12 protein-coding genes are annotated in these 17861 nt (G+C 37.5%); all 12 read right to left on the reverse strand.

Annotated elements, in window-relative coordinates; genetic code table 11:
* A complete protein-coding gene (locus ACN6MT_RS01170) occupies positions 1-1812 on the reverse strand; it encodes a hypothetical protein (protein ID WP_419954478.1) in 1812 nt (603 codons plus the stop codon).
* Positions 1813-1826: 14 nt separating this feature from the next.
* Complete coding sequence (locus ACN6MT_RS01175) at positions 1827-2660, reverse strand: carbohydrate ABC transporter permease (protein WP_034673489.1); 834 nt, start codon at positions 2658-2660, stop codon at positions 1827-1829.
* 12 nt (positions 2661-2672) lie between these two features.
* The gene (locus ACN6MT_RS01180; RefSeq protein ID WP_034673486.1) at positions 2673-3611 is read right to left on the reverse strand and encodes a carbohydrate ABC transporter permease; all 939 of its coding nucleotides are present in this window, start codon (positions 3609-3611) and stop codon (positions 2673-2675) included.
* A 403-nt stretch (positions 3612-4014) separates the two neighbouring features.
* Complete coding sequence (locus ACN6MT_RS01185) at positions 4015-5628, reverse strand: response regulator transcription factor (protein WP_419954479.1); 1614 nt, start codon at positions 5626-5628, stop codon at positions 4015-4017.
* Positions 5606-7438: a sensor histidine kinase gene (locus ACN6MT_RS01190; protein WP_419954480.1), complete on the reverse strand. Its 1833-nt coding sequence runs from the start codon at positions 7436-7438 to the stop codon at positions 5606-5608. Before ACN6MT_RS01190 ends, ACN6MT_RS01185 begins: the two co-directional genes overlap by 23 nt.
* 92 nt (positions 7439-7530) lie before the next feature.
* Complete coding sequence (locus ACN6MT_RS01195; protein WP_419954481.1) at positions 7531-8883, reverse strand: ABC transporter substrate-binding protein; 1353 nt, start codon at positions 8881-8883, stop codon at positions 7531-7533.
* A 102-nt stretch (positions 8884-8985) separates the two neighbouring features.
* Positions 8986-9627, reverse strand: a complete 642-nt coding sequence (locus tag ACN6MT_RS01200; protein WP_419954482.1) for a YesL family protein — start codon at positions 9625-9627, stop codon at positions 8986-8988.
* 151 nt (positions 9628-9778) lie between these two features.
* Positions 9779-11191 carry a sigma-54 interaction domain-containing protein gene (locus tag ACN6MT_RS01205; protein WP_419954483.1) on the reverse strand — a complete coding sequence of 471 codons (1413 nt, stop codon included), beginning with the start codon at positions 11189-11191 and terminating at the stop codon, positions 9779-9781.
* A gap of 105 nt (positions 11192-11296) precedes the next feature.
* Positions 11297-12073, reverse strand: a complete 777-nt coding sequence (locus tag ACN6MT_RS01210) for a 3-hydroxybutyrate dehydrogenase (RefSeq protein WP_063253621.1) — start codon at positions 12071-12073, stop codon at positions 11297-11299.
* Between the two features lie 51 nt (positions 12074-12124).
* Positions 12125-13561 carry a GntP family permease gene (locus ACN6MT_RS01215; RefSeq protein WP_419954484.1) on the reverse strand — a complete coding sequence of 479 codons (1437 nt, stop codon included), beginning with the start codon at positions 13559-13561 and terminating at the stop codon, positions 12125-12127.
* Between the two features lie 367 nt (positions 13562-13928).
* Entirely contained in the window at positions 13929-15554 is a 1626-nt protein-coding gene (locus ACN6MT_RS01220) for an ATP-binding protein (RefSeq protein WP_419954485.1), read from the reverse strand.
* Between the two features lie 158 nt (positions 15555-15712).
* Positions 15713-17818 carry an MMPL family transporter gene (locus ACN6MT_RS01225; protein ID WP_419954486.1) on the reverse strand — a complete coding sequence of 702 codons (2106 nt, stop codon included), beginning with the start codon at positions 17816-17818 and terminating at the stop codon, positions 15713-15715.
* Positions 17819-17861 lie beyond the last annotated feature (43 nt).

Consider the following 17861-nt stretch of genomic DNA (forward strand, 5'->3'; position numbering starts at 1 on the left):
CTATTCAAATTGAAATATTAATTGAACATTACACTTTTTAACGGGGTTTAACACGGTAAAGTCGAGCGCATAGTTTTCTTCCATTACCCCGAAATGGTTGATAAAATTTAATTTCTTTACTTCTAAATAAAGCATTCTGCTATCATATAAGATTCTTAGCCTCTGCTTCCCTGCTAGGATCACTTCATCTTCCTCTTCTATGATTGAGAAAGCAGAAGTTATGAGTCTTTCAGTTATGGATATTGGCTGCTCCGTAAATGAATAGACGTCATCCAAAATTAACTTCGGTAACTCCTTTTTAATCCACGTAAACTTGCGATTTAATGAACGAAGGTTTTCCAATTCGTAAGCATTCGAAATATCTAACTCAAAGATATCTACATCCTCACCTAAATCGACATCTAGAATTCTCGCAAATTTGGAAGACCCTTCTTCCTGAAATTGATGGTTGATGATGGGAACAGAATGCCCGTGTGATCCATTACATAAAAACGTATAACGTTTTTCACTAAAATAATCTTTCGTATATAAACCACTGCCTAAATCCTTTAAAAATACTTCACTGTTTCCTTGCAGAATAAAATGGCCAATATCGTTATGATTATGTGGTTCGTTATTATTTCCGCCCTTTGCAGCGAAAGAGAAATGTCCAGATGTTGTTTGGTGTCTTGAAATTAACCATTGTGACTCATTGAAAAAGTTACTTCCGTTCCCCCATGGCTGATCAGCAAGTGTATCATCAAACCAGAGGAGGTTCCGGATAGCTGGCGCCCATCTTCCACAATGATCGGCTGTAAATTTTGCGCGCAGTTTTCTTTCCGGAATTTCAAAGTCATCATAAACCTTGCTTAAATAATGACTTAAGCCTAAGAATACTGAAGCCGATGGATTTGCGTCAGAAAAGTTAACAACTTTGTTTTCATTCAAAAAACATCTTTGTTGAAACAATGCAATCTGGTGGACCTTTTCACTATTTAATAAATCCAGTTTTCCATTTGTTTTCTTTTTTACTAAATCTGCAAAATAGACGTAATAACCAAAGCCATACTGCCAATATCCATAGCCCTCAAGACAAACACCATCATCGTTAAAGCCGTTTAAATAACACTCCATCGCTGGCAGGACCTTGGTTACAATTGTGTTCAGTTCTTCTTTATCTTGTATTAAGTGCAGCGCTGCCGCTCCGATGGACCCTGCACATACCGAGGCCCAGTTATGCTCCTGTGTTTCCCATTCATATTTCGTCGTTTTAAAAGGGCGGAATACCCGTTTATACACTTCTTCATAAATCCGCTTACAAATCAATGGATCTAAAACATCCTCCGTAAGCTTCAGAATTTCAGCTAAGGAAAATGCCGTTTCGGCTGAAAATAGATCAATCGTATAATTCTCTACACTAGGTCTATCCAGAGAGCAGCTGATCGTCGTGGATGTTTCAATGCTATTTTTTAAATGAGCAGGCAAGCACCAAGAATACTCATTGCAAATGGACCAAATGGTATTTTCTAGTGCGGTTACATACTCCTTATCCTCTGGTTCCAACAAAACCATGATGGCAAATGTAGTAAGACGATGTCTTTTTTTAAAGTATACTTTTTCGAATTCAAGCCTTGATCCACTTTCTGTAAATATTCTGAACAAGGAATAGGTCAACTCTTGTTCTTTTTCCTGTAATAATTTCGTTCCTTCTTCTCTTATTTCGTCAAAAAGCATTTTAAATTCTGGATTATTTTTAGCATTTCTCCACCATTCAACTTTTTCCTCCGTGCTTGAAAACAATAACGGAGTATCAGAAACAAGCATATTCATCAACGAATTCTACCTCCTTACCCTTTCACTCCTCCTAATGCAATCCCTTCAATGACTTGTTTTTGCCCGATAATAAAGACAATAACTAAAGGAAGAATCGCAGATACAGCAGCAGCCATAATTAAGGAGTAGAACTCGCCATTAATCGTCGTGAATTTCTGCATGGCGATTTGAATCGTTAATAAACTATCGGTACGTAAGAAAATAAGTGGGTTTTGATAGTCATTCCACGTCCAGATGAAACGAAGAATCCCATAAGTCGCTATAGCAGGCTTTACAATTGGCAGTGCAATTGACCAGAAGATTCTCCAGTGACCCGCACCATCAATCTTTGCTGCTTCAATATAATCGTTATGGATACTCATAAAAAATTGTCTTAACATAAATGTACCTAAAACGCTAAAGCTTCCAAGCAGGATTAGTCCAAAGTGGCTGTCAAATAAGCCAATTTTACGAAATAAAATAAATTGTGGAACGAGAATTGCTTGTGGTGGAACCATATATGTTGCTAGCACGATCATAAAAAGGAATTTGCCAAATGGAAACTTTACTTTTGAGAACCCATAGGCAGCAAGAGCTGAAACCACAACGGAAACACATGTGGTAATAACCGTTACCTTAATTGTATTCCAGTAATAAACGTAGAACGGATAGTCTCCAAACCACACTTCTTGATAGTTTTTAAAACCATTCCATCTTTCAGGAATCCACTGAATAGGAAATTTAAAAACATCTGCTTCAATTTTAAAAGATGTTGAAAGCATCCATACAAACGGCAGAAGGAACAACACACTGCAGACGAGCATAATAACCGTTATAATACTTTTTCGAATGATTAATGAATTTGCCATTGTTTTCCCTCCTTAATAATTCACCCATTTTTTCTGTCCAATCCATTGGAAAACCGTAATTCCGAAAACGACGATAAATAGGACAACAGCCATGGCAGAAGCATAGCCAATCTTCAAATTCACGAAAGCGGTATCATATAAATTCCAAACAATCATGGAGGTAGAGTTCATTGGTCCACCCTTTGTTAATACAGCAATTAAGTCAAATACTTTAAAGGTAGAAATAATACCAGTGATAAATAGGAAGAAGGACGTCGGTGAAATCATTGGCAGCGTAATATGTCTAAACTTTACCCAAGCATTTGCCCCATCAATATCAGCTGCTTCGTATAAATCTCTTGGAATCGATTGTAGACCTGCTAAATAGATAATCATGTTAAAGCCAATTGAAATCCAAACCTGAATAATCATAATTGAAATCAGTGCGAAGTTAGGATCTGCAATCCAAAGCGGCGGGTTTTCGATTCCTAACGACATTAGCACTTGGTTTATTGGACCTTGTGATGGATGAAACAGGACCTGCCAGACAACTGCAATCGCAACGACACTTGAGATATATGGCATGAAAAAAGCTACTTTAAAGAAACCCTTTAAATATACATTTCTGTCAATTGTTACCGCTATCAATAATGAAATGGCCATACATATTGGTACGGTTAGGACGAAAATGGCGTTATTTCTTAGTGACTTTAAGAAAACAGTATCTTCAAATAATCGTGTGAAGTTATCAAAGCCAACCCACTTCAGTTGTGAAAGGGGAGTGATGAAGCTCCAATCTGCGAAACTTAAAGCAAATGTTGCAAAAATGGGGAGTAATACTAGGACTGATACACCTATGAGCATGGGGGATACAAATAAAATACCGGTTAAATTTTCACTTTTTTCTTTGGCGATTTTTTCTTCTTTTTCTACAACCTTTACGGGTGTGGTGAGTTCTGTTTTCACACTCATTTGATTCACCTCAATTATTAGTATATTTTAATTATAAAATAACGATAGATTTCCCTATTAACGGTATTTTGCTCTATATAACTACAAATTTGACTTTTTAAAAGCGGCTGTGTTAATAAGGTCTGTTGATTGGAGCTCCACTAAGGAAAGCTGCTTTGAATAATCATCGCAGGGACAGGCGGTCTTTGCCTGTCACGAGGCACTTCGCTTTCCGCAGGCGTTGCGGTGAGCCTCCTCGGCGTAAACGCCTGCGGGGTCTCACCTGCTCCGTACTCCTGCAGGAGTCTTCGTGCCTTCCGCTCCAATCAACAGAGTGCAAATATAAAGTTTGGTTTAACACAGCCAAAATATTAAAAAGCCCAGTACCACAATGGTCTGGACTTGTTATAAATCTATTCATTTTCTAGGCTTTACCGCCTCTATATTCTATTGGTGTCACGCCGACGTAGTTTTTAAAGATCTTGATAAAGTAGCTTTGGTTATCGTAGCCTAGCCGTTCGCAAATTTTCCCTACTGAGTCTGTGGTTTGTTCGAGCAATTCTTTTGCTCTATTAATCTTCATTTTTGTTACGTATTCTACAAACGTCTCCCCCACTTCTTTTTTAAACAAGCGGCTGAAATAGCTTGGATTTAAATATAAATAGCTTGAAACCTCATCAAGGGTTATTTTCTTTTCAATATTCATCGTAACATATTTAAATGCATCCAAAATTTCTTTTCGTTTTGTTTGCTCATATACCTCTTTAACAAAAGATAGAATTGAATGAAAATAATTCAGCAGCCACGATTTGAGTTCATCTAGAAACTGGATCTCAAAAATCTCATTATGCATGTAGTCAATTGTTTGCTGAGAACGAAATAATTGTAAGGCATGAAGCTTTACTCTTAAATCTAGTAATAATTTTAACACCCAATCCTTTACTAACTCTGGGGCGAATTGGTTTTCCTCCAGAAAGTTCACCCATTTCGTAACATACTCAGCGATTCTTGCCTCGTCTCTAAGCATAATGAGTTCTCTCATCTCTGCAGCAGCTTCATCGTATCTTGAAAACAGGTCCTCTGTTGGTGCTTCCCGAGCTTCCTTCTGTTCAACGATGGTGCCAGGCTTCAGATAAAAACGCTGATGACAGCCATTTATTAAGTGTACTAATTCCTGCTTAAACTCTGACAAATCCCTGCAGCCATCACCTGTTATAAAAGAAAGTGAGATGTTTAATGAACGTTTTAACGCGTGTTGAATCCTTTTCATGCATTCCATTGCTTCAGTGAAAGCATTCCTTTTTAAAATTAAGGAAGAAGGGAAAAAGACAAAGAGTCCCTTTATTGCATACTGGAAATGAACTGCACCTGGATAGCAGCGTTTGATTTCCTCTGCCACCACATTATTTATCGCAAAATTCAACGTATCCTCAGATACATATAGCTCTTTTACACTGCTGTAATGATGAATCATGCCCAGAGAGCCTATGTATGCACTCTGATCCAGATGGAGACCTAACGATTTAGCCTCAGCCAGCCAATGATCTTCATTCATATCTGGTTGTTCTATCGTTTTCTTAATGAACCTTTCTTTTACACTTTCTTTGTTTTGATTAAGCAGACTCTGAATTTGAAGGTGCTTATTCATTTTAGTATTTTGTTCATCCAATGTTTCCTTAAATTTCTTGATTAACTTACGTAAATCAGCAGGATCAAAGGTATCCTTGATCAAGTAGTCTTGTACTTGCAGTTTTAATGCCTGTTGTGCAAAGGCAAAATCAGCATGGCAGGATAAAATAGCAACATTTAAATTTGGATTTTGTTCTTTTAACTTTTTAGTAAGTTCAATCCCATTCATTTTAGGCATACCGATATCTGTTATTAAAATATCAGGCATTTCACTCATGGCTTTTTCAAAGGCACTGGCACCATTCTCATGTGTACTTTGAAGTGATACTCCCAGCTGTTCCCACTCTATCGTCTCAGATAACAGCTGTATTACTGGATAATCATCGTCAACTAGCATTACTTTGTACATCAGAAATATTGCCCCCTTTTTGTATCGTCAATATCACCTTTGTGCCTTCACCTGGCAGGCTTTTTATATCCATTCTAAAGGAGCCTCCAAAGGTTATAAACATCCGCTCATACACATTGGATAACCCTAAGGAGGAAAATCCTTTGTTATTTGTAGTCAGACTATCCTGCCTGCCAATGGACTGGCCTAGTTTTCCCTTTAATTGGCTTAATGCAGCGTCATCCATCCCCTGACCATTATCTTCAATCATAATGACCAGTTGATTGTCACTTACATCTGTTCTTAATACAATTGTTCCTGCACTTTGATTGAGACCGTGTATAATCGAATTCTCAATAATAGGCTGCAGAATAAAGCGGGGTATTTTCAACGCATACGCTTCGTCATGAACAGATAGTTCAACGTTTACTTGCTCTTTTTGCCTCATATTCATGATGTTAATATAATCCAAGACAATTTGTACTTCTTCACGAAAGCTAATGATTTCTTTATTCTTATCGATGGTCATTCTCAATAATTTCGACAAGGAACTGATCATGTTTGCGCTTTCTTGGTCACCTTTAACCAATACCTTCATGCGAATAGAATTAAGGACATTAAAGAGGAAATGTGGATTGATTTGTGCTTGCAGCATATCAAGTTCTGCTTTTCTTTTTCGTTCCTGTGTATGTGTAATTTCCTTAATCATTTCATTAACACGGTCAAGCATCAGGTCGAACGATTCCGATAATCTCCCCACTTCATCCTTGCTGCTAAGGCGGGAACGAATGGCAAGATTTCCGCGTTTAACTGCCTCTGCTATTTTTCCTAAATGGACAAGTGGTTTCGTAATGGTTCTCAATAGTGAAGCCATTAGAATAAGAAAAATGGTGAATGAAACAATCTGGACGGTAAAGACCTTACTAAATATTGAATTAATTTGATTTACAGCCTGTTTATATGGAACAAGGGATACTAACTTCCATCCTGAAAATGAAATATCATGTTCAGCAATTAAGTAATCCTTATTTGAGATTTCAAAAATATTAGAAGAATTATTCTTTTTTAGCTGCTCACTGTATTGGAATGGTTCACCGATTTTTGCATGGTCATGGTGAGAAAGGATTTTGTTGGATGAATTTAAAATCATCATCTCTTCATGTCCTTTCATATTCTCAAAGATTTGATTAATCTTATTTTCCATAATCGTAACGATTACATATCCGTAGATACCCTGATTCTGATCTCTTAACGTTCTTGCCACGGAGATTTGATATGGATTTTCTTTTTTATCCGACCTAAACATGGTTGGCTTGCTCTCAATCCAGATTGATTCATAACCTTGTAATGTATTTAACTTCTTAAACCAATCTTCACGAACTAATTGGCTTGGGTCAAAATCATAGGTAGAGTAATTTTTATAAGATTTACCATTCTTTAGAAGGATGGTCACATACGACTTTTCTCCAACTAGTGTGATATTTTCAATGGTTTTATTGATTTTACTATCATCCATGTATCCTTCATAATCCGTACTAGTTTCTATTTCACTTTGCGCTTTATCCTTTAAGATGGTGTTCATTTCCGCATCAAGCTGGACGAAGTTGGTAATATAGAGCATATCTTCTAAAAGTTTTTCGACATATTCATTGGCTATCGTAAGCTCTCTATAGGCATTTGTCAGAGCCTGTTCCTTCAGCGTATCTTTTGTTAAATAGTTATAGATCGATAAGGAAATGATAGCAGGAATGATTAAGCAAATAATAGAAATGAAAATCACTTTAAACCGAAAAGAATGGGGCGTGAGCATACGCTGTTTACCCTCTCTCATATGCAGACCACCCTTCAATAGAAAGATGGGGTTGTAATCTCTTACAACCCCTTTTTTTTACATTATTCTATTATTCTTTGACAATGTCTATACTATTTGTTGCTGTCAATAATTTCCTGGAACCTTTTTTGAGAAGCTTTAATGGTTGCATCGATATCCTGCTCACCAAAGATTAGCTTTTCATATTCCTCATTGATTACTTTATAAAGCTCAGACTGATAAGAGACTGGTGAAATGATTTTTGATGATTTAGCATTTGTTAAAACATTTACTAGAGAATCTTTATCAACCTTCTCAGGATTTTTTGTTCCACTTAAAATCTTGTCAATGATACTTGTTAATTCACTATCACTTACTTTATTCCATGAAGGGATATTCTTACCTTGAACAATTTGTCCTTCTGTTGTGTACCAGCGAATGAAGGTATAAGCTGCTTCTTTATTCTCAGAAGTGTTTGCAACGGACATAAAGTCTGTTGTTACTGGTGTATAACCGCCCTCATCGCCACTTTCATTTTTTGGATATGGAGCAACAGCCACATCAAATTCTAATGGGAACTGATCCGTACCGCCAAGTTCAGTATTCATCCAGCTTCCGATTAAAATGGAACTTGCATCTTGGCCAAAGAACTGATTACGGTAATGAAGTTTTTGAGATAAGATGTCTGTGTATGGAACTGAAGACTTGTCTTCCTTTTCCATTTTCACTCTTAATTCAAGCGTTTTCTTGAACAATGGACTATCTAGATTTGATTTACCATCTGCAGTCGTGAATTCAGTATTATCTGCTTCACTAGCAAGTGCAAGCTTCATAAACTCCATCCAGCCGCCGCCTTGTGGTCCGTGGAAGTACGTTCCATAATGATCTTTCGTTGTCATTGCCTTTGCATATTCTGCGAATTCATCCCATGTCCAATCTTTTGGTACCTCAAGACCTGCTTCTGTCAAATGGTTCTTATTAAGAAGAACGTACCATGGGTTAAACTTACCTGGAAGTGCATAATACTTTCCATCAATTTGTGTATCAACTTTATATTCTTCCGTTACTTTATAGCCCTCTTTTTTTATAAGCTCATCAATCGGTGCAACCATTCCCATGCTTACACGCTGTGCATAACTTGCTGGATCACTGAACATAAGAACGTCTAGTTGTTCTCCAGAAGCTGCTGCTAAATCTAACTTTTTAAGTGCTTCCTGTGTATCTCCCTTTTCACTGAGGATGACTAATTCTACTTTGATGTTAGGGTATTTTTCTTCAAATGCTGCGATAGTGCTTTTCCAGTTGTAGGAAGCCTCGTTTCCATGAGTGTGGAATTTGATTGTAACCTTTTCGTCCTTTTTTGGTTCTGACGATGTCTTTTCCTCGCTTCCGCCGCCGGAACAGCCAGCTAGGACTAAACAAAATAACATAGTAAAGATTAATAACGACCAAATCTTTCTTTTCATTCCTTTTCCCCCTCAATGTTTTTACCTATCAATTATCTGAAAACCCTTACACAGAAAGTTTAACAAATTCAAATTTATAACTAATACCAATAAATTTACTCATTATAATACTTTTTTGACTACTACATTAAAATCCTTGGCTATTTTACCAAATAATAAATTAGAAATATACATTAGAACATAACTTAATCCGCTTCCAAAAAAGAGGATCCCGACACCATTGAAAAAAATACTTATCGCAAAAACACAAATGGCTGCAGAAGCCATTACCATGGTATAGAGTGGGTAGGATATTCCGAGTAAAAAGGCTGTTTTAATATACTGCAGGGTCTTGTATTCATATTGTGCATACACAGGAAAGATAAATAACATAAGAGTTAGAAAAAGAAAGGCAACTCCGATTAAACAACCCATCAAAATTGGATACAACGAGTCTTGCACTGAACTGATTAAACGCCAATCTAAGTATAAAACCATTAAAATCCCTAACAAGATAATCCCTAAACGATTTGCCTTCCAAAACTCTTTTCTATATGTTTGCCAATAGAATGAGAAGACTGGTAAATCCATTTCACCCTTTAACCATTTTCGTATGATGGTAAACATCGCCACTGTAGAAGGAGCCGCCCCAAAAACAAACAAACCTGCGACCATAAAAAGCAGCCATAAGAGGTTAATATAAGCTAGCCGTGTAATCCATTGGCAAATACCTAATAATCTTCCCATCCATTCATTTGATTCCATAACTGGTTTTCTCCTCCCGTGAACAATGTTTCACTTTTCCTTTATTTTAATAGAAAAATTTTTAGCTGTTTAAACACTTTTTTGACCACTTTCGCAAAAATCTTTACCTATTAAATAAAATAGCAGCTTCCAATTTGGAGGCTGCCTTCAATTAATGAATATCATATAACTTGCATTTTTCGTACAATTTTGTTTTGCCTATTTCAAGCAGCTTTGCTGCCTCCTGCTTATTCCCATTGCTAACCGACAGTGCATGTAAAATGGCTTGTTTCTCCACTACTGCAAGTGTTTCTTTCAATGACTGTACAGGTGTTTCAGCAACGTTTACTAACTCTTTCTCCACTGGCTTTCCATGAATATTTACTGTGTCCTGATCCCGCAAATATAATGGCAGATGCGCTACTTCGATTGTATTTCCATCTATAACATTGATAGATCTTTCTAGAACATTCTCAAGTTCTCGAATATTCCCTTGCCACTTATGCTGATTGAATCTCTCTACTACTTCAGCAGATAGTTTAATCCCTTTTCGGTAGAATTTTCTTTCTAGTTTTTCCAAGAGATTGTTGGCTATTAACTCGATATCGCCATAGCGCTCTCTAAGCGGGGGGATTTCAATTTTAATCACGTTTAACCGGTAATATAAATCTTGACGAAATGTACCTTCTTCTACCATTTTTTCTAGATTCCGATGAGTTGCTGCAATGATACGAACATCTACAGCAATTGATTTTTGCCCACCCACCGGCAGTATTTCACGCTCCTGTAAAACTCTCAAAAGCTTACTTTGGGCAGCGAGGGGCATATCACCGATTTCATCAAGGAAAATCGTTCCATGATTGGCTAATTGAAAATGGCCTTTCTTTCCGCCCTTTTTAGCACCAGTAAAAGCACCTTCATCGTATCCGAATAATTCCGATTCGAGCAAATGCTCAGGGATAGACGCACAATTGATAGGCACGAAAGGGAAATCTGCCCGCATACTGTTATTGTGAATAGCAGAAGCAAATAATTCTTTACCCGTACCTGATTCTCCTAGTATTAGAACGGCTGACTGACTGCCGGAAATTCTTTCAGCTAATTTTTTAACAGCCGAAAAGGATGGACTATTCCCGATTAGGTCACTAAAATGATATTTGCTTTTACTGTGTTTTTCAGCTTTCGTTTTATAATAATTTACTTCTTCAACGAGGTGCTGAATTTTATTTTTGTATACTAACCAATCCTCGGGATTGCGGAACATGACCGTTCCTACAGCTCCGACTAAATCACCATCAATGATAAGAGGATATCGATTTGCTATCATTTCACTGCCATTAATAGGCTGTATGGAGGCCAGTTCTTTTTGTCCAGTTTTGGCAACAATATGCATCCTTGAGTTCTCAATGACATCTTGTACAGGCTTTCCTATCGCGTTCTCAACAGTGGTTCCCAGAAATTCACAATAAGCAGAATTGATATACAAGATAATACCCTCACGATCAACAACAACGATTCGTTCACCTGCAAGGTTAATAATTTCCTCAATCCAATGATGTGGAATTTTTTCCAATCCTCGTTTCATATCTTTTCACCCTGTTACATTTGTTTATGTTCATTATATCAAAGAGGCTTGACTTCAAGTTAGAATAAAAGAATCCTGTTCGGTAAGCCGAGCAGGATCTCTTTTCTATTGGACAGTATAGCCACCATCAAGAATAACTGCTTGACCGGTAACTCCTCTTGCTTTATCACTAGCCAAGAAGGCCGCATAATCAGCAATTTCAGATACCTCTAGCAGCCTCTTTTGAGGTACAAGCGTAAGCAGGACATCATCGATGACACGCTCAAGACTTACATTCCTTGTGATAGACAAATCTTTAAGCTGGTTCCTAACGAGTGGTGTATCAACATAACCCGGGCATAAAGCATTTACAGTGATTCCATGCTGAGCACCCTCTAAAGCAGCCACCTTTGTTAACCCAATCACTCCATGCTTTGCACTATTGTAGGCAGCCTTACCAGCAAAACCAATCACTCCGTTAATCGATGCCATATTGATGACTCTTCCAAAGCCCTGTTGTTTCATGATTGGGAATACATGTTTAATCCCAATAAAAGGAGCCGTCAACATGACCTTTATTAAAAGCTCAAATTTTTCAGTTGGGAATTCCTCAATCGGTGAAACATATTGAAGTCCAGCATTATTGACTAAAATATCGATTCTGCCAAATCTTCCATGTGCAGATTCTAACGCATTCTTGAATGCTTCCTCATCCGTGACATCACAAGGAGCAGAAAATGCTTCATATCCTTGCTCTCGCAGTTCATTTGCAACACTATCACTTTTTTCTTTATTCAAATCAGAGATAACTACTTTTGCTCCCTCTTGTGCAAAAGTCTTAGCGAGTTCTAAACCTATACCACTTGCAGATCCAGTAATAAACGCTACTTTACCTACTAACATAGTAATCCTCCTAATATACCTATTTACTAATCTAACGTATGTTTCTAAATTTTATACAAGACCTAAGAACGTATATATTGCAATTACGAAGAATACAGCAACTGTTTTAATAATCGTAATCGCAAAAATGTCACGATAGGATTGTTTATGCGTTAATCCTGTAACGGCTAAAAGGGTTATGACTGCACCATTGTGCGGTAGTGTATCCATACCGCCTGAGGCCATCGCAACCACACGATGCATAACTTCAGGCGGAATATTGGCCGCTGCAATTGCCTGATTGTATTTATCTGCCATTGCTCCTAGCGCAATCCCCATACCCCCAGAAGCAGACCCTGTAACACCTGCAAGAGTACTCGTTGTTACCGCACCGTTTACCAGCGGGTTTGTGAAGGTAGTGGAGATACCATCACTAATTTTTGCAAAGCCAGGAAGTGCAGCAATAACACCGCCAAATCCATATTCAGCACCTGTATTCATGGTAGCAAGTAATGAGCCGCCAATACTTTGGTTGATACCTTCCTTAAATTTATTAGATACTCGTTTCCAATCATATAAAAGTGAAGAAAGAATACCTACTACTAAAGCCATCTCAATTGCCCAGATTGCAGCACTAGCTGTAACGTCGATGGTATATGGTAAACCTATCGCTTTAAAATCAAACCCATTTGGGTACCATTTCGGTATAAAAGTAATAAATAGCTTATTAGTAACACCTACTAGAATAAGTGGAATAAATGCCAAAATTTGTCTTAAAACAGATTGATTTGAAGTTAAATCTGGAACAGGTTCTTCTTTTTCTGAAATAACCACTTTTTCTAAAGCAGCTGCATTTTCAGCATTGAATCCATAATAACCTTCACCAGCTTTTTCTGCCTTCTTCCTTCTCATTTCCAAGTACAATAGGCCAAGTGTTAAAACAAAGATGGCTCCTATAATACCAAGGATAGGTGCCGCATAAATATCTGTTTTAAAGAAAGCAATCGGAATAACATTTTGAATTTGCGGGGTACCTGGTAATGCATCCATGGTGAATGTGAAAGCACCAAGTGCAATTGTACCGGGAATCAGTCGTTTAGGGATATTTGCTTCTCTAAACATTTGAGCGGCAAACGGATAAATAGCAAATACGGCAACGAATAAGCTTACACCGCTATATGTTAAGATTGCACCTAGCAAAACAATGGTAAGCATGGCACGTTTTGCACCTAAAATACGAACGATGGTCTTCGCAATAGATTCCGCAATCCCTGACATTTCAACTACCTTCCCGAAAATAGCTCCTAATAAGAAAACTGGGAAGTAGGATTTGATGAATCCAACCATTTTTTCCATAAATATTCCTGAGAAAAATGGCAGAACTTGACTCGGATCAATAAATAAAACAGCTAAAATGGCACATAATGGAGCGAATAAAATAACAGAAAAACCACGGTAGGCGGCGAACATCAGCAGTCCGAGCGCCAGAAGAATAACAATTAAATCCATTTAAATCCCCCTATACCTTTTATTTTGTAGGTTTTAAACATCATACCCCTTTGGTAAGCGTTTTCAATTAAAGCTTACGACTGTATTAATGCAAGTTCTATGCCAATACTTACTCATTTTCTAAATAGTAGTAATATTCTTTCTTATTCCAAGGGTTATTTCTATTTTATAGTTGGTAATGATTATATATCTTCACTTGTTTTTTTCCGAAAATACGGAAAAACGGGAACCGGATATTCCGTAATCCCGGAATATTCCGCGTTTCCGGAAATATTTTTTTATTTCTTGCACAAATATAGCTGCAAAGCCCGGAAGCTAGAACATAAAAAAAAGAGGACCACCTTCCCCCTCGGGAAAACACTCCTCTTTAAACGGCCAAAGGTAATTTAATTTCGACTAGAGTTCCCTGCTGCGTTTTACTCTGATAGGTAATACTTCCATGGTGCTGTTTAATAATTTTATTACAGATCATCAATCCAAGTCCGGTCCCTTTTTCTTTTAAGGTATAGAAAGGTTCACCTAGCCGAGGCAAAAGTTCTTCAGGTATTCCACAGCCTTCATCCTTAACGGAAAGAACACATTCACCCTCTTCACCTTTACGCAGGTTAATGTGAATATTGCCGCCATCAGGCATTGACTCGATCGCGTTCTTGAGAACATTCAGGAAAACCTGCTTTAATTGATTTTTCTCACCGGTTATAAAAAACTCCCCTTCTTCCACACAAGTATAGAATTGGATATTTTCTAAATGCGCTTGCGGTGACAGAAGTTCAAGAGTATTCTCAACTAGTTCTTTTAAATTCGTCCGATGAAGCTGTACAGCCTGTGGCTTTCCTAAAGAAAGCATTTCACTCGTAATCGTTTCTATTCGTCCAAGCTCGCTCAGAAGCAGGTCATTTATTTCGTCAGCACCATTTTCCCATTTATAAAGCTGCATGAAGCCTTTAATTGTCGTAAGAGGATTCCGAATTTCATGGGCAACTCCAGCGGCTAACTCCCCGACAATCGATAGTTTTTCAGACTGTAAGAGAATTTCTTCTGCCTTTTTACGTTCAGAGATATCACGACTGATGATCACAATCTTTTCAATCTCATCCTTCTCTCCTTTTACTGGCACACCCCGAGATTCAAATTCAATCCAATAGCCGCTGCTGTGGTTCAGACGAAATTCTATTAATTTTGATTCTTTCTTCTCAAACATTTCGTCTATTGCATTTTTGAAGAATTCAATATCATCAGGATGTAAGAACCTGCAAATTTTTACATCCTCTAGTTCAGGACATTGATAGCCTAAAACCATTTCATGTGAAGGAGAAAAGTATGTAAGCGTATGCTCTTTATCCATCACCATAATAAGGTCAGATGTATTTTCAGCTATAAGTCTATACTTGGATTCACTCGCTTCTACCATCCTATACATATCTGAAAGTCTATCATTTAATCTGTAAAGCTTTAGATAGGATTCAATCAGTAAGCAGCCTAGAATAACCCCTAACATCACGAACAGGATATATTGAATATGAAAAAATGGCTGGTCTCTAAATGCATTGAAAATAATCGGTACCGTTACAACATAAATGATTATATAAGAAGCAAATAAAATAATCGCTCTTATTACTGGTGTAAATCTTTTCGTATAGTAATAAATGATGGTAAATCCAACCATCATAATTACCCAGCCTATAATAGCCGTTTCCCAATGGCCACTCGAATACAATCTTGCAAGTAGACCAATACCTCCAGTAATGATACCTGCGAATGGTCCCAAATAGGCAAAAGTTAGAATAACGGGGGCATAGCGGATATCGTAAGTATAACCCTGTTCATGTATGGCGAGTAAAACGAGAATACATGCAACAATTCCTCCGTAAATGCCAACCCAAACGCGGAAATGTCTTATCGGCTTATGATTAATGAAAGAACGTATAACTAACGGAGTACTAACAAAAAGCGAAAAAATAGATAAATTTACAACATAATCTATTAAAAACAATGCACTCCCACCCAAAAATTCATACTTTTCACTCTATAATAAACTAGAATTTTCTCCATTACCATAAGTTTTCAATTATTTTAACGGGGTACTACAACCAGAAAAAAGAAGTACCAAAGCGCAGAGCCTTCAATACTTCTTCTTTGTAAACTACTTTGTTAAACTTCTTTTTCTACAGCAGGTTTTTCTTTTTCAAATAATATAATTAATGCAGGTAATAAGATTCCTCGAATAAGGAACGTATCTAATAAAATCCCTACTGCGACAATGAAGCCAAATACAAACAATAATTGAATTGGCTGGGTCATCAACACAGCAAAAGTTGCTGCTAGAATAATTCCCGCAGATGAGATTACACCGCCAGTATTGGCAACAGCAATCTCTACTGCCTTTTTCACAGGATACTTTTTCTTTTCTTCGATAAATCTTGAGATTAGAATAATGTTGTAATCAATACCAAGTGCGACTAAAAAGACAAATGAATAGAGCGGAACACGATTACTGATTGTGTCAATATCAAAGAATAAACTGCTTAGGAACATTCCCAGTCCAACTGCTGCGAGGAAGGAAATGAGAATGGTCCCCATCATATAGATTGGCATTTTAAATGACTTAGTCATAATAATTAACATGACAAATATCAACAGTGATTCAAGCAGAACAATAACAATTAAGTCCCTATCATTCGTTGCACGGTCATCGACTTTTTTTGCCGTTTCTCCAGCAAAATAAAGCTCTCCATCCAGATTGCTAGCTTTCACTAATTTATCTGAACTATCTCTCATCTTTTCCAAAGCGTCCATTGTCTCCACTGCGTATGGACTTTCCTCAAATGTCAGACTATATTGAATTACCTTGTTATCTGATGTGGTGCCATTCGGACGAACATTACTGACTAGCTTTTGGTCTGCAAGCGTTTCGAGTAATGCTGTTTGCTGTTCAGGAGTAATTGCTTCTTTCGCTTCAAACAATACAGTCGTTGCAGCAAGGTCGCCTTTTTCAAACTTCTCTTCCAATATTTCATAGCCCTGTCTTGAAGGCATATCCTTTGGAAAAGACTTCATCGTATCGAATTCATATTTCAGATTCAGCATGTTAAGGGCTGATGCCAGAAGGACGATACCGATAACGGCAGCTGAAACTACTGGTTTGTTCACGACAAATTTGGCAATTCTACTCCATAAAGAATTCGATTTAACTGTTTCCTCTCCCACTCTTGGAATCTTAGGCCAGAAGGCTTTCCGTCCAAACAAAGTAAACAAGGCTGGTACAAGTGTAATAGATGCAAGCATGATAATAAGCATGGCTGCAGCAAACACCGGTGCAAAGTTACGATAGTCTCCAAATTCGGCAAAAAACAGGACCAGCATGGCCGCTAAAACGGTCCCCCCTGAGAAAAAGACTGGCAAACCTGTTTCTCTCATCGCATGGTGCATCGCGTCAAATTTGCTATCAAACCTCTTCAATTCTTCACGGTAACGTGAGAAGACAAATAAGGAATAATCAATGACTGCTGCAAACAAAAGAATCGTCATAATCGAAAATGTTTGATTACTAATCACCAATCCAGCCATTCCCATCAAACCAAGTACCTGATTCACTACCTCATAAACAAATGCGGCAGCAAATAAAGGGATTAAAGCCAGTAGCGGTGAACGGTATATCACGATTAATAAAATCAAGATTAATCCTACAGTTGAAAATAATAAGACTAAATCGGCACGGGAGAAGAGATTAAGAGAATCTACCGCTATTCCTGCAGGACCGGTAATATATAATGTGAGGTCTGTATCATTCTTAACCATTGCTTCAATTTTCTCCTGAGAGGTTCTGATTTCCTTTGACTCCATTGAAGATTCAAAAGTAATCGGCAGGATCATTGTACTTTGATCTTTAGAGAAGAAGTTTGCAGTCGCTTGTGGCGGCATGTTTAATAATGGAACATACTCTTTTATCCCTTCCACCTGATCTATTTTTTCAAATAATGGTTTCAAATCTGTTACTTCAACCTTATTACCTTCATTTTGAAAAACCAGTATGGCTGGTATACCTTCATTGTTTTTAAAGTACTCATCGACCTTATTCTCGGCGATGACTGATTTTGCATCTGCAGGAATAGAATCAATACTTGAAACCTCGTATTCCTTAGCGCTTGGGGCAAAAAAAGCCAGCAGCATGGTTACTAAAAGCCAGATTCCAAGTGTAATCCACATTCCTTTTTTTGAGGTAACTCGGTCTGTTACCGATTGTAAAAATGAATTCATTTTTCATTCTCCTTCACCCGAATATAAGTGACACATCTGTAAC

This window comes from Neobacillus niacini (assembly GCF_048572935.1).
Classification (GTDB): Bacteria; Bacillota; Bacilli; order Bacillales; family Cytobacillaceae; genus Neobacillus; species Neobacillus niacini.